14 protein-coding genes are annotated in these 14,655 nt (G+C 50.4%); 9 read left to right on the top strand and 5 right to left on the bottom strand.

Features of this window, described 5'->3' with window-relative positions; translation table 11 throughout:
• Position 1: 1 nt before the first annotated feature.
• The gene (locus T360_RS0109840) at positions 2-355 is read left to right on the top strand and encodes a response regulator (protein WP_028912632.1); all 354 of its coding nucleotides are present in this window, start codon (positions 2-4) and stop codon (positions 353-355) included.
• A gap of 11 nt (positions 356-366) precedes the next feature.
• Here the strand turns inward: T360_RS0109840 and T360_RS0109835 are convergent, their stop codons facing one another.
• Positions 367-2,154, bottom strand: a complete 1,788-nt coding sequence (locus T360_RS0109835; RefSeq protein WP_028912631.1) for a DNA polymerase III subunit gamma/tau — start codon at positions 2,152-2,154, stop codon at positions 367-369.
• Between the two features lie 157 nt (positions 2,155-2,311).
• Here T360_RS0109835 and T360_RS0109830 point away from each other — a divergent pair, with 157 nt between their 5' ends.
• The 5 genes from T360_RS0109830 (at position 2,312) to T360_RS0109810 (ending at position 6,009) form a co-directional block, all read left to right on the top strand.
• A complete protein-coding gene (locus tag T360_RS0109830; protein ID WP_028912630.1) occupies positions 2,312-2,659 on the top strand; it encodes a septum formation initiator family protein in 348 nt (115 codons plus the stop codon).
• Entirely contained in the window at positions 2,643-3,041 is a 399-nt protein-coding gene (locus tag T360_RS0109825; RefSeq protein WP_028912629.1) for a hypothetical protein, read from the top strand. The genes T360_RS0109830 and T360_RS0109825 overlap by 17 nt, the downstream gene beginning before the upstream one ends.
• Positions 3,042-3,132: 91 nt before the next feature.
• Positions 3,133-3,915 (top strand): DUF4369 domain-containing protein, encoded by a 783-nt coding sequence (locus T360_RS0109820; RefSeq protein WP_028912628.1) that lies wholly within the window; start codon positions 3,133-3,135, stop codon positions 3,913-3,915.
• A complete protein-coding gene (locus tag T360_RS0109815) occupies positions 3,881-5,218 on the top strand; it encodes a dihydroorotase (RefSeq protein WP_028912627.1) in 1,338 nt (445 codons plus the stop codon). Before T360_RS0109820 ends, T360_RS0109815 begins: the two co-directional genes overlap by 35 nt.
• Positions 5,215-6,009 carry a vitamin B12 dependent-methionine synthase activation domain-containing protein gene (locus tag T360_RS0109810; protein WP_028912626.1) on the top strand — a complete coding sequence of 265 codons (795 nt, stop codon included), beginning with the start codon at positions 5,215-5,217 and terminating at the stop codon, positions 6,007-6,009. The genes T360_RS0109815 and T360_RS0109810 overlap by 4 nt, the downstream gene beginning before the upstream one ends.
• Positions 6,010-6,036: 27 nt before the next feature.
• Here T360_RS0109810 and T360_RS15135 read toward each other — a convergent pair whose 3' ends face one another.
• From T360_RS15135 to T360_RS0109795, 3 genes are read right to left on the bottom strand one after another with little or no spacing between them, the layout of a single operon-like run.
• On the bottom strand, positions 6,037-6,972 hold the full coding sequence (locus T360_RS15135; protein ID WP_051523505.1) for a metallophosphoesterase: 936 nt from the start codon (positions 6,970-6,972) through the stop codon (positions 6,037-6,039).
• Entirely contained in the window at positions 6,969-7,727 is a 759-nt protein-coding gene (locus T360_RS0109800; RefSeq protein WP_155949496.1) for a 1-acyl-sn-glycerol-3-phosphate acyltransferase, read from the bottom strand. Before T360_RS0109800 ends, T360_RS15135 begins: the two co-directional genes overlap by 4 nt.
• Positions 7,728-7,749: 22 nt before the next feature.
• Positions 7,750-8,502, bottom strand: a complete 753-nt coding sequence (locus tag T360_RS0109795) for a polyprenol monophosphomannose synthase (protein ID WP_028912624.1) — start codon at positions 8,500-8,502, stop codon at positions 7,750-7,752.
• Between the two features lie 93 nt (positions 8,503-8,595).
• Here T360_RS0109795 and mfd point away from each other — a divergent pair, with 93 nt between their 5' ends.
• The 3 genes from mfd to T360_RS0109780 all read left to right on the top strand — a co-directional run bounded on the left by mfd (position 8,596) and on the right by T360_RS0109780 (position 13,429).
• On the top strand, positions 8,596-11,973 hold the full coding sequence (gene mfd, locus T360_RS0109790; protein WP_028912623.1) for a transcription-repair coupling factor: 3,378 nt from the start codon (positions 8,596-8,598) through the stop codon (positions 11,971-11,973).
• A 106-nt stretch (positions 11,974-12,079) separates the two neighbouring features.
• Complete coding sequence (locus T360_RS0109785) at positions 12,080-12,505, top strand: Hsp20/alpha crystallin family protein (protein WP_028912622.1); 426 nt, start codon at positions 12,080-12,082, stop codon at positions 12,503-12,505.
• A 180-nt stretch (positions 12,506-12,685) separates the two neighbouring features.
• The gene (locus tag T360_RS0109780) at positions 12,686-13,429 is read left to right on the top strand and encodes a sensor histidine kinase KdpD (RefSeq protein WP_197019300.1); all 744 of its coding nucleotides are present in this window, start codon (positions 12,686-12,688) and stop codon (positions 13,427-13,429) included.
• Here T360_RS0109780 and T360_RS15130 read toward each other — a convergent pair.
• The gene (locus tag T360_RS15130; protein ID WP_036929409.1) at positions 13,416-14,642 is read right to left on the bottom strand and encodes an MFS transporter; all 1,227 of its coding nucleotides are present in this window, start codon (positions 14,640-14,642) and stop codon (positions 13,416-13,418) included. The genes T360_RS0109780 and T360_RS15130 overlap by 14 nt on opposite strands.
• Positions 14,643-14,655 lie beyond the last annotated feature (13 nt).

The following is a 14,655-nucleotide window of genomic DNA, read 5'->3' as shown; positions in this document are numbered from 1 at the left end:
TATGAAAAAGATTTTAGTAGCAGAAGACAATGACAGCAACTACGTACTGATGACGTACCTGCTGAAGAAAGATTTTGAATTTGAACGTGCTAAGAACGGTCAGATTGCAGTAGAAATGGCTGATACCAATGCCTACGACCTGGTGCTGATGGACATCAAGATGCCAGTGATGGACGGCTTGCAGGCCACTCGCCTGATTAAGGAGAAGCATCCCGACCTGCCTATCGTCGCTCTGACAGCCAATGCATTCGACAGCGATCGTGCTGCTGCCGAGCAGGCTGGATGTTGCGGATTCCTCTCGAAACCCGTCAATCGCGATGAGTGTATGGCACTGCTGAAGAAAATATTAGCTTGAGTCGAAGTGACTCAAGCTAATTCTAAATCGAATGCCTGCTGTAGCTTGCCTACAGCAGCATTTTTTTCTACCATCAGGTCAAACTGCTCGCGGCGCGACAGAATCTTCACTTGTTCTGTCTGTTCGGCTACACGGATGGATAGTTTGACTTGATCGTTCTGAAGATATATCTGCAGCGTTTTGGTAATGGTCTTCTGAATCTCCTCCAACTCTTGTTTGATGAGTTCATTGTCCACCACAACCTCTATTGCAGGAAAATCCATTATCTCGGGGTTCATGTTCTTCATGCGCGTGGCGATACCGCTCAGATGCTGCGGCATGCGGTTGCACATCGACATCCACTGCAGTTCCAGATCGGATTGCGAGAACACCCTGTCGGTGACGGCTTTCTGGCCTGTGGGGATGTTGGCATTGGCAGGGATGGTGATCGTGACGCTCTTCTTCGTGTCGCTCTCCTGCTGGCCCAGTTTCTTCCATGAGAAACCTATGCCTCCCAGCTTCAACTTGGGGCCCGCCGGGCTCGCGGTGGCAGAAGTTGCTGTTCTAGTGTCTCTGGCCGGTGCGGCCTGCTTTGGGGTTGATACAGCAGCTGCAGCCGCGGCTACCTGCGGGGCCGTGGTCTTATTGGGCTGAGACTGCTGAATCAGGTTCTTAAACAGGGATTTCAGTCTTCGGGGCTTGCGCCCCGCACTGGCGCCATCCTCCGCAGGCTGCGTAATCTGGGCTATCTCTATCAGCGTGAGTTCCACCAGCAGGCGCTTGTTGCTCGACTGGCGGTAGTTGATGTCGCACTGGTTCATGAGCTTGAGTGCCTCGTAGAGGAATGGTATCTGGCAGCGCTTAGCCTGCTCCTGATAGCGCTGGCGCATCTGGTCGCTCACCTCCAGCAGCGGCAGTGTCTGTGGGTCGCGTGCCATCAGCACATTGCGCACGTGCTTGGCCAGGCCCTGGATGAGCAATCCGCCGTCGAATCCCTTGTTGATGACGCCATTGAGCAGCACCATGATATCGCTCACTTTATTCGTAATAGCGTGGTCGATAATCTGGAAGTAGTTCTCCGAGTCGAGCACGTTCAGGTCTTCTATCACCTTCTCGTAGGTGATATTGCCCTGGCAGAATGAGGCTGCCTGGTCGAAGATAGAGAGTGCATCGCGCATACCGCCATCAGCCTTCTCGGCGATGACAGCCAGCGCCTGTTCCTCGTAGAGGATGCCCTCCTGGTCGGCCACATGCTTCAGGTGGTCGATGGTGTTGCGGATGGTCATACGCTCAAAGTCGTATATCTGGCATCGGCTCAGGATAGTGGGCAGAATCTTATGCTTCTCGGTAGTGGCCAGAATGAAAATCACGTGTGCGGGTGGCTCTTCCAGCGTCTTCAAAAAGGCATTGAAGGCGGCGGTAGAGAGCATGTGCACCTCGTCGATGATAAATACTTTGTATTTGCCCAACTGCGGCGGTATGCGCGTCTGCTCCATCAAGGTCTTGATGTGCTCTACTGAGTTGTTCGACGCGGCGTCGAGCTCAAAGATGTTCAGCGAGCGCTGCTCATTGAACGACTGGCACGACTCGCACTCATTGCAAGCCTCGCCTTCAGCAGTGGGGTGCTGGCAGTTGATGGCCTTGGCAAAGATACGTGCGCAGGTGGTCTTACCCACACCGCGCGGTCCACAGAACAGGTAGGCATGAGCAAGCTTCCCACTCTTCACGGCATTCTTCAGTGTCGTAGTGAGTGCAGCCTGGCCCACCACTGTGTCAAAGCTCAGTGGACGGTATTTTCTGGCCGAAACGATATATTCCATGTTGCTAATTTTAATTTCGTGCTGCAAAGATAACGCTTTTTTGGCACGAATTACGTGAATTAACACGTAAAAAATAATAAATTCGCGTAAATTTGTGTAATTCATGCCTACTTTTTTGTAACTTTGCAGGCAAATTAACTATGGTATGAAAGTTTTGATGACAATAAAGTCTTACGTGCAGCGCGTATTCCAATCGGTCTACTTCAAGTATGCCGTGGTGTGCGTGATTGGCGTGCTGCTGGTGGGCTTTCTCGACGACAATAGTCTGTGGAGCCATTTCAAGAATCGCCAGCATATCGACGAGCTGACTGAAGAGAAAGAAAAGTATGAGGCTGACTTTGCACGTGATCAGGCTCAGATTAAGGAACTGGAAAGAAATCCAAAAGCCATCGAGAAGATAGCGCGCGAACGCTATTTCATGAAGGCAGATGATGAAGATATATTTCAGCTGAGCGATGATGATCGCGATGCAAAACCACTTGAGACTGATGAAAGAGTTGAATAAGATACAAACCGCCATCTTCCTTTTTGGCGGTATTTTGATGGCTATCGGAGCCGGAACTACATTGTTAGGATGGGGTAGTGCACCCTACATCTTTGCCATTGGCGCACTGGGATTTGCCTCGATGCAGATGCTGCAGCGCTACGAAGGGCAGAACTTTACCATCCGCCGCCTGCGCCGCATGATGCTGCTCAGCGATGTGCTGTTTCTGGTAGCTGCACTGCTGATGTTTTCCAGCAAGGGAAACGTCTTCGGATTGAGCTATATTACTTATATAGAATATGTGTATAATAAGTGGGTGATTGTGCTGCTGATTGCGGCACTCTTGCAGCTCTATTCGATGCACAGAATTGGCAGTGAACTCGACAAAGAGGCAAAAAAATAATTAAAAGATTGCGCATTTGTTTTAAAATGCGCAAAATTATTTTTCTACCTCAATATATAGTTGTAATTTTGGCGGCCGAAAACAATATGTTATGAACAAGATATTCTACGCATTACTAACAGCAGTAACTCTCGCTTCTTGCGCTGAGTCGTATAACATACAGGGATCAACCTCTGTATCAGCGCTGGATGGAAGTAAACTTTACCTAAAAGCAATGGTTAACGACGAGTTGAAAAATATCGACTCGTGCGATGTGGTACATGGAAAATTTAAATTCGCAGGTCTGCTCGACACCATCAAAATGGCCAGTCTGTATATGGATGAAGACCCATTGATGATGCCTGTGGTTATCGAGCAGGGCGATATCGAGATACATATCGACAATAGCAGTCGCACGGTGAGTGGTTCGCCACTCAACGAGAAGCTCTATGAGTTTATGAAGCGTCACGACCAGCTGGGCAATGAGCTCAACGAGCTCTCTCATCGTCAGAGTCAGATGCTGCTCGAGGGTATCGACGAGGATGTCATCAACCGTCAGCTCTCATCCGAGGCTGCACGTATCGCCCAGCAGGAAGACTCGCTGGTGACCAACTTTATCGTGGAGAACTTCGACAATGTGCTCGGTCCTGGTGTGTTTATGATGGTTACTGGCAGCTACCAGTATCCTGTGCTGACACCACAGATTGAAGATATCATGAGCAAGGCTACCAAGAAGTTTAAGGCCGATCCTTATGTGAAGCAGTACTACCAGGTGGCCAATGAGATACAGGCTCGCCAGAATGGACTTGTAGAAGATGTAACTCCAGTACAAACGCAAACTCCAGCAGCACACGCAAATAATGAAACGCCTGATTCTACACGGAACGCTCGTTAATGAGAACAACATATTCGACGGTTCTGTCATCGTCGAAGATTCTAAGATAACTAAGATTGTAGAAGGAAACACCGTCCCGAACGCATCATTCGACGAAGTGATTGATGCTTCGGGATGTTTCGTACTACCCGGTCTGATTGATGATCATGTGCACTTTCGTGAGCCCGGATTAACAGCTAAGGCTGATATCGACAGCGAGAGTAGGGCAGCGGCAGCAGGTGGCGTCACCACCTATTTCGACATGCCTAACACGGTGCCACAAACCACATCCATCGAAGCGCTTGAAGAGAAGTTTGCATTGGCAGCACAGAAGAGTCATGTGAACTACAGCTTCTTCTTTGGTGCCACCAATGACAATGTAGCCCTTTTCAGTCAGCTCGACCCGCATCGTATTCCAGGCATCAAGCTCTTTATGGGCAGCTCTACGGGCAATATGCTGGTGGATAGGCGTGAGGCGCTCGACAAGATCTTTGCTACAGCGCAGATGCCGGTGATGGTGCATTGTGAAGATACGGATATCATCAATCGGAATATGGCCGAAGCCAAACGTTTGTATGGCGACGACCCCAAAGTGATACACCACCCAGAGATTCGTAGTGCCGAGGCATGCTATCAGAGCACCAAACTGGCCGTAGAATTGGCCCAGAAGCACCATGCTCGTCTGCACATCGCCCATCTCACTACAGCTCGGGAACTGGAACTCATCCCAACCACCAACACCCAACACCCATCCCCCATCACCTGCGAAGTCACCCCCTCGCACCTCTATTTCTGCGATCGTGACTATGCTGCCTTGGGCACCCGCATCAAATGCAATCCTGCCATCAAGTCGCAGGCCGACCGCGATGCCTTGCGCCAGGCTGTGGCCGATGGGCGTGTAGCAGTGATTGGTACCGACCATGCGCCCCATCTGTTGGAACAGAAGGAGGGTGGCTGTGCCAAGGCTGCCAGTGGTATGCCGATGCTGCAGTTCTCGCTGGTGACCATGCTCGAGCTGGTGGATCAGGGTGTGCTTACACTGGAGCGACTGGTAGAGCTGATGTGCCATCGCCCTGCCGACTTGTTTGAAGTGCGCAACCGTGGTTATCTGCGCGAAGGCTATCAGGCCGACATCGTGCTGGTTCGTCCTCACACAGGGTGGACGGTTACCAAGGATGTTATCCAGAGCAAATGTGGCTGGAGCCCGATGGAGAACCACACCTTCCTCTGGCGCGTAGAGCGCACCATCTGTAATGGTCATACCGTGTATCAGGATGGTGTTGTGGATACATCGTATATTGGTCAACCTGTACAATTCAGATGAAAATAACCTATCGCATATCCGAACTCGTACCTTACATCAACTGGGTTTACTACTTCTTTGCCTGGCAGGTGAAGGATGAGGCTGAGAAGCAGCGCATGAAGCGTGAGGCGCTCAGCAAGCTCGAAGAGTTGGAAGACAAGTATCGGGCTTATGCGGTGTTTGAGCTCTTCGATGCCCATAGCGAGGATGATGATATTGTTATCTCTCGAGGAGAGGGGAGTGAGGAGAGGGGAGTGAGGATACCTTGTTTGCGCCAGCAGCAAGGCAAGCCTCCTTACATGTGTCTTGCTGATTTTATTTCGCCCCGCCAGGATAAGATAGGTCTTTTTGCAACATCAGTTGACATCGGACTGGAAACGGATTTTGATGATGATGTGTATCAGAAGATGCTCACCCAACTGCTGGCCGACCGACTGGCTGAGGCAGCAGCTGAGCGCCTGCATGAGCGGGTGCGCAAGGAGTTCTGGGGATATGCCAAGAACGAGCATCTCTCGATAGACGATATGCTGATTGAGCGTTTCCAGGGCATACGTCCGGCTGTAGGCTATCCTTCGTTGCCAGATACCAGCATGAATTTCCTGTTGGATGAGATACTGGACATGAAGCAGATTGGTATCCGACTGACGGAGAGTGGCGCCATGAAGCCTCACGCCAGTGTGAGTGGCATGATGATTTCTAATCCACAAGCACGTTATTTCTCGATTGGTAAGATAGGCGAAGATCAGTTGCGCGACTATGCCTATCGTCGTGGACTTCCCGCCGAAGTCCTTCGCAAATGGTTAAGCCTCTAAGAATATTTTTTTTATTCTTTTATTTTTTTATTCTTTTATTTTTAATTTTAGCACCACGATTTCTCCCGTTGCACCAAAGCGGAAGGGAATCAGTCCGCCCAATCCTGCTGTAACAAACAATGATTGTTTTCCCTCGGTGTACCAGCCGTTAATCTCTTTGCCTGATAGCTTCATGGGCGACCAGCCAAACAGGGCAAACTGCATGTTGTGCGTGTGTCCACTCAGAGTGAGTTGTGCGCGCCCGTCAGGCACTATCTTCCGGCGCCAGGCGCTAGGGTCATGTTCTAGCATGATCACAAACGGTGTGGCGCCACTTAATGCTTTCTTTACATCGCCTCGCTGTGGGAAACGCTTGCCGTCGCCATCATTGTCCATACCTGCTATGGTAATGCTGTCGTTGCCTCGCTTAATGATGTGGTGTTCGTTCTGCATCAGATGCCAACCCATGCGCTTCTCCAGTGCTATCGTTTCGCGGCAGGGTTCGGTGTTAAGCCCATCTTTCTGGTACAGATACTTATCGTAGTCGTGATTGCCCAGTACGCTGTAAACGCCGTCTTTGGCTTTCAGACTCTTCAGCAGATTCTCATGCTGAAGTATCTCTTCGGGCTTGACATTCTGCAAGTCGCCGGTAAACACAATCATGTCGGGATGCTGGGCGTTGATAGAGTCGATGGCACGCTGCAGCACCCGTCTGTTCATACCTCTATAGCTGCCCACATGGGCATCAGAGAAAAGTACAATCTTGTAGCCGTCGAAAGCCTTGGGTAGTGAGGCTGACGTGTATGTGTGATGGTTCACCTCCAACTTCTGAAAGCCGATAAAGGTGCCGTACAGCGCAATATACCACACCACGGCAGCACCAGCCATCACCAACTTGTTGCGGCGCTTATAGGCCCAGATGGTAATGGCAGTAAGTGCTATCACAAATAGCACCGTGATGATGATAAAACGGATGATAATCATTGATCGGGATTCTCTACGTAGCCCTGATATTTCTCATCGAGTGCCGACATGACAGAGTCGTAGGCCTGGCGCATGGTGGCTTCTACGTTCTCGGGACCCTGTCCTACAGGGTAGATAGGCTCATGTATGGTCAGCTTCATCGGGTGCCAGTTCACAAAGTTGAAACCCTTCATGCGAGGCAGGATATCGAACGAGCCATTGATGGTGAGCGGTACTACGGGCAACTGCAGTTCGTCGGCCAGGGCAAAAGCACCTTTTCTGAACTGTCCCATGTGCCCGGTAAACGAGCGTGCTCCTTCGGGGAACACCGTCACGCTGTAGCCCTCCTTCAGTATTTCGCGGGCAGCATCGTAAGTCTTGCGAATCTTGCTGGGTCCGCGCTTATCCACGAATATCTGGTGACTCTTGGCGCATGCATAGCCCAGGAAGGGCACCTTTCTGAGCTGCTGCTTCATCATCCATTTGAAGTTACGGTTCAGATGACCATAAATCAGAAAAATGTCGAACGAGCCTTGGTGGTTGGCCACAAACACGTAACTCTGGTCTTTCTCCAGGTGCTGGCGTCCTTCAACCTTCACTGGGATAAGAAACATCTTCAGTATAATGCGGCCCCACATGTGTCCGGGCCAGTAGCCCCAGAAGTGACCGTTGCCGATAGTGGTGCCAATGCCCACTTCGAGTGCTGTGATCATTGTCATCAGCACGATACCAGGCAGGCAGATAATAAATTGGTAGATTTTATATAGTAAGGTAATCATAATCTTCAATTTTCAATCTTCAATTGTCAATCGGTTTTGGGTACCTACGAATCCAGCCGTCCCAGCGCAGTTTCATCACGCCAAAGAAGGCCTCGCCGAAGATGCCACCGCTCATCTTGCTCACACCCTCCTGTCGGTTTACAAAAATCACGCTCACCTCCTTGATCTTAAAGCCAATCTTATAGGCGGTGTATTTCATCTCTATCTGGAAGGCATAGCCTTTGAAACGAATCTTGTCCAGTTCGATGGTCTGCAGCACGCGGCGCTTGTAGCATTTAAATCCGGCTGTGGTGTCGTGTACGTTAAAGCCTGTAACCAGGCGCACGTATTTCGAAGCAAAGTAGCTCATCAGCACGCGTCCGATGGGCCAGTTCACCACGTTGACGCCTGATACATAGCGGCTGCCGATGGCCACGTCGTAACCCTCGTCATGACAAGCTGCGTAGAGGCGTGGCAGGTCGTTAGGATCGTGACTGAAGTCGGCGTCCATCTCGAAGATGTAGTCGTAGTCGTGCTCCAGTGCCCACTTAAATCCGGCTATATAGGCTGTTCCCAGTCCCAGTTTGCCGCTGCGCTCAATGATAAACAGGCGGCCTCCAAACTCGGTAGCCATGAGTCCGCGCACGATGGCAGCTGTGCCGTCGGGCGATCCGTCGTCGATGACCAATATGTGAAAACACTTCTCCAACCCGAATATCGCACGAATAATCTTCTCGATATTCTCCTTTTCATTATAGGTTGGTATGATAACTATACTGTCACTTTGATTCATATGCTCTTAATTTAGACGGTGCAAAGATAATGCTTTTTTTGCACGAATTGCACGAATTCCACGTTTTTTTTGTATCTTTGCCCGCGAATCACGATGAAGTTAGAAGAATTAGGAAAAGTTTATGCCAAGTTGCCGCAGGTGGCAGCGCTGGCTCACGAGATGGAGAATGCGGCATCACCACGTATTTTCCTTGAAGGCTTGTTGGCCTCTAGTGCACCCATGTTGTTTGGTAGTCTGGCTGCCAAGTGTAAGGCGCCCATCCTGTTTATACTGCAGGATGCCGAGGAGGCGGGCTACTTTTATCACGACCTGACACAGCTGTTGGGCACCCGAAAGGTGTTGTTCTTCCCCAGCAGTTACCGTCGTGCCATCAAGTACGGACAGCTTGATTCTGCCTCGCAGATTCTCCGTACCGAGGTGATGACTCAATTGTCAATTGTTAATAGTCAATTATATATTGTCACCTATCCCGAGGCCCTGGCTGAGATGGTGGTGCCTAAGCAGACGCTGGATGCACGTACCATTGTGATTGAGAAGGGGCAGGAGGTGCCCGTTGGCAATATCACCAAACAGTTGCGTGAACTGGGATTCAAAGAGGTGGATTACGTGTACGAGCCCGGACAGTTTGCGCTGCGTGGTTCTATCCTCGACGTTTACAGCTACAGTTGCGAGTATCCCTACCGTATCGACTTTTTTGGCGATGATGTAGAGAGCGTGCGTACATTCCAGGTTGAAGACCAGCTCTCGCTCGACGACCGCGATAGGGTAGAGATAGTGCCCGAGCTGCAGGCCGAAGAGGCAGCCCAGGAACCATTCCTCTCGTTGCTGCCTAAGGAAACTATTATCGCTACCAAGGACTATCTGTACGTGCGTGATGCCATCGATGCCGCCTTCCAGGAAGAAATGCCATTGGTGACAGGACCGCAGTTTATGCATCAGGCCGAAGAGTTCCGACGTATCGAGTTCGGGCATCGTGCTTCGGTATCCGATTGCACGGTTATCCGATTTAATATCACGATTCAACCGCTTTTCCACAAGAACTTCGAGATGCTGTTTCAGGCATTCGATAACTACCTGCACAAGGGCTATCAGGTGTATATTCTGGCTGATAGCGCCAAGCAGAACGAACGTCTGAAGGATATCTTTGCGCAGCGTGCCGAAGCCGAGGGCGAGCATGCCGCGATACGATTCACACCGGTAGAGAAAACACTGCACGAGGGCTTTATCGACGACGACCTGAAGATGTGCTTCTTCACCGACCACCAGATATTCGACCGATTCCATAAATATAATCTGAAGAGTGACAAGGCGCGCAGCGGAAAGATGGCGCTGACGCTGAAGGAGATACAGCAGTTTGAGATTGGCGACTACGTGGTGCACGTAGATCATGGTGTGGGTAAGTTCGGCGGACTGGTACGTATGCCTCAGGGCGATGGCTATCAGGAGATGATTAAGCTTACCTATCAGCATGGCGATGCCATCTATGTATCTATCCACTCGCTGTATAAGGTGGCTAAATACAAGTCGCAGGATAATGGTGATGCACCGCGCCTATCAACCTTAGGTACGGGCCAGTGGGAGCGCCTGAAGGAGCGCACCAAGGCACACATCAAGGAGATAGCCCGCGACCTGATAAAACTGTATGCCAAGCGTCGCAGGGAAAAGGGCTTTGCCTTCAGTCGCGACTCTTATATGCAGCACGAGCTGGAGGCCTCGTTCCTCTATGAGGATACGCCCGACCAGCTGAAAGCCACACAGGACGTGAAGGCCGATATGGAGAAGGCACGCCCCATGGACCGATTGGTGTGTGGCGACGTGGGTTTTGGTAAGACTGAGGTGGCTGTGCGTGCCGCATTCAAGGCAGCTGTTGATGGTAAGCAGGTAGCTGTGCTGGTGCCCACCACGGTGCTGGCCTATCAGCACTTCCGCACGTTCTCGGGCCGTTTGAAGGACATGCCTGTAACGGTGGATTACCTAACGCGCGCGCGTACCACAAAAGATACTAACCGCATACTGAAAGATTTGGCCGAGGGTAAGATAGATATTATCATCGGTACCCAGCGCCTGGTCAGCAAGAACGTGAAGTTTAAGGACCTGGGACTGCTGATTATCGACGAGGAGCAGAAGTTTGGCGTTTCTACCAAAGAGAAATTGCGCCAGATGAAAACCTCGGTGGACACGCTGACGATGAGTGCCACACCTATACCACGTACGCTGCAGTTCTCGCTGGTGGGTGCGCGCGACCTCAGTGTGATTCAGACGCCGCCCCCCAACCGCTATCCCATTCAGACGGAGATTCATACGTTCAGTCCGGAGATCATCTCAGAGGCTGTCAACTTCGAGATGAGTCGCAACGGACAGGTGTATTTCGTGAATAATCGCATTGCCGATCTGCAGCATATCGCTGAGATTATTCAGAAGTACGTGCCTGATGCACGTATCTGTATCGGACACGGGCAGATGAAGCCTGAGGAACTCGAGAAGATTATCCTCGACTTCTCTAATTACGATTATGATGTGCTGCTCTCAACCACCATCGTTGAGAATGGTATCGACATACCTAATGCCAACACCATTATTATTAATGGCGCGCATAATTTCGGACTGAGTGACTTGCACCAGATGCGTGGACGTGTGGGACGCGGCAACCGCAAGGCTTTCTGCTATCTGCTGGCGCCACCACTCTCGGCACTCAATCAGGAGAGTCGTCGCCGACTGGAGGCACTCGAGAATTTCTCCGATCTCGGTTCTGGCATCAATATCGCCATGCAAGACTTGGATATCCGAGGCGCAGGCAATCTGTTGGGCTCTGAGCAGAGTGGCTTTATCGCCGACCTGGGGTACGAGACCTATCAGAAGATTCTGAGCCAGGCCATGAGCGAACTCAAGAACGAAGAGCCCGAATTCGCAGCAGCCGCCGAATCCCAAGCTGCCGATGCATCAGCTGCCGATTCGGCAGCTGGAAAAACTAGCCCGGCTACTGATACTAGTAATATCGCCTGGGTTGATGATTGTGCACTGGATAGTGATATCGAGATGTACTTCCCCGACCAGTATGTGCCTAGTGATTCAGAGCGCATGCTGCTCTACCGCGAACTGGATAATCTGGCCAACAGCACCCAACTGGAGCTGCAACTGGATGCCTATCGAAAGCGCCTGGTGGACCGCTTCGGTGCTATCCCCGCTGTCAGCGAAGAGCTGATTCTGGTGGTACCATTGCGTGTGGCCGGTAAGCAACTGGGTATCGAGAAGATTATGCTCAAGCAACAGAAGATGTTCTTCTATTTCGTGAACCGCGATGATAGTCCTTACTTCCAGAGCGAACAGTTCAGTCGCATCCTCCACTATGTCACCAAATATCCACGTAGATGCAACTTCCGCGAGGGTAGCGGCAAGCACTCGGTGGTCATCTCAGAGATACCTACTGTAGCTGAAGCACTGACAGTTTGTCGCGAAATACTGTCATTATGACATATAATTTGGGCTTAGCATGCCTTTTGCCTCTTAGTTGTCGAACGCCAGTCGTTCAGTAACATGGTTTAACAATTTAAAAAAATAGAATTAGGAGGTAAAAATTATGATGCCAGTAATGAGAACTAACAGTTGGATTCCAAGCGTGTTTGGTGATTTGTTTGATACGGATTTTATGCCGAAAGCTAATTGCACAGCACCAGCAATCAACGTGAAAGAAAGCGACAAGGCCTACACCGTAGAACTTGCTGCACCGGGCATGAAGAAGGAGGATTTTAATGTTCACATCAACGATGAGGGCAACCTGATTATCAAGATGGAGAGCAAGCAGGAGCATAAGGATGAGGATAAGAACACACGCTACTTGCGTCGTGAATTCTCATACTCAAAGTTCGAGCAGACGCTGATACTGCCCGACGATGTGAAGAAAGAAGACATCAAGGCACGCGTAGAACATGGTGTGCTGACGGTTGAACTTCCGAAGATTGTCGAGGAGAAAGTGAAGTTGTCACGACAGATAGACATTCTTTAGTAAACATCCAGAGCGGTTAATTTATGTTAACCGCTCTTCTTTTTTCAAGCCTTTTGCTTATCTTTGCATTCTGAAACCTAAAATAATGGTATTATGAATGTGTATTGGATTCTTTTGTTTTTGTTGACAACTGTATTTGTTATTTCTTTTCTGATCATTCGTCACTATTATCATGAACGTTTGGTAAGCGAGATAAATCGTGCCCAGCGCAGCGAGCGTGTCAAGACGGTGTTTATGGCCAACGTGAGTCATGCCTTGCGTACGCCCATCAATACTATTATCTATGATAGTAAGAAGCTGATGGAACACGATGATATCACCCGACAGCAGATTCAAAGCATGGCAACTGAGATAAATGAGAATGCCAATCAACTGATGTATTTTATCTCGCAGTTGCTAGAACTCTCTAATTTCGAGAATAGCATGGGCACCTTTACGCTGATAGAGGTGAACCTGGCCGAGTTGATGGCGTCATACCGTCGCGAGGCGCAGCGCGATGCCGGCACCGATGTGACGGTGGTGGTGCGCTCTCAACTGTCACCCCACTGCAAGGCCACCCTCGACACCAATCTGATGTATCAGCTCATGATACACCTCTTGCGCAATGCGAATGCGCATACTTCCGATGGCTCTATCACGATAGAATATGGTTATGAAGATAAGGGACTGGAGATAACGGTCACCGATACCGGCGACGGAAATATCAAGGAACAGCAGAACGACTTCTCTGACTTGATACAAAAGGGCGATTCGCTGACGTTCTTCAACAAGGATTCTGGTCTCGGACTATCTATCTGCAAGTCGATTATTGATAGTCTGAAGGGCGAAATTACTCTCACTTCAGAACCAGGCAAGGGTTGTAAGGTATCTGTTTGGATACCTTGCAAGATGCGTGATATGAAGAAGGGGATTATCGCACGGTAGGATTAAGATTGCGCTTTAAGAAGAATGCTCTGGTAGCCATGAAGAACGTGGCTACACCAGTTCCGTTTACCAATACCACAGTCCAGAAAGCAGCACTATAGCTGATCAGCTCGGCCACGATACCGCCCACCAGAATGCCCAGTCCCATACCCAGATCCCATGAGATGAGGATGGTGCTGTTGGCTGTGCCACGCTGATTGTTGCTGGCCACATTGATAGTCATATTCTGAAATGCTGGCCACATGTGTCCGTTGCCCAAGCCGATGAGGAGGGCAGAGCCATAGTAACCAATCCCTCCTCCCCAGGCGATGAAGAGGGTGTAGCCCACCAGTGAGATGACCATGCCGGTAGCGGCGTTATGAGTGACGCGACCCTGGCGCAAGGCTTTGCTGCCTTGTAGGCGCGACAACATCAATCCCACTGAGCACAACATGAAATAGGTGCCAGTGCCGCCTGTGATGCCCATCACCTCCTTGCCGTAGATGGCCAGATAATTGCTCAGCACACCAAAACTAAAACCAAACGCAATCATATTGAGTCCTAACAGCCAGCCGCGGGTTAGGAAAAAACGGTCTAATTTCACTCTGCCTCCCAACAGTGTTGGTGCGCTTGACGGTGCCTTCTGCTCTGTTTTGTCCTTCTTTGGGAGAGGGTGGGGTAGCTGAACGGTCGAGTCGATGAGCCAGCCTGAGGTGGCTACGATAAGCGCCAGCCAGAACAGAAACTCAAAGCTGTGGGTGAGCTGATAGATAAAGATGCCGATGGTGGGAGCTATGGCCATAGCCAGGTTGTTGCTCAGTCCATAGAAGCCGATACCTTCCGTACGCCTGCTGCTGGGCAGCACGTCGATAGCCACGGTAGAGTTGGCCACGGTGAGGGCGCCGAATGGTCCGCCATGCAGCGTGCGTACGATGGTGAAGAGCAGTAGGGTAGAGGCAGCCAGATAGCCTGCAAAGAAGATGGCAAAGATGCCGAACGCCACCATGAGCACCGTTTTGCGAGGAAACGAATCAACCATGAATCCACTGAACGGGCGTACCAGCAGTGCGGTGATGGTATAGCCAGAGAGCACCAGGCCAATCACATCCTTAGTGGCACCGAAGTGCTCACTCAGGTAGAGTGGCAGTAGGGGCGTCAGCACATAGAAGGCAAAAAACAACATAAAGTTGGCTGCCATCACCTTGCAGTAGTTCCTGTTCCAGAGTTTCTCCATTGATTCTATTTTT

Origin of the sequence: Prevotella sp. MA2016 (assembly GCF_000619825.1) — a bacterium.
Taxonomy (GTDB): Bacteria; Bacteroidota; Bacteroidia; order Bacteroidales; family Bacteroidaceae; genus Prevotella.
This window is presented reverse-complemented; position numbering and strand designations above follow the sequence as displayed.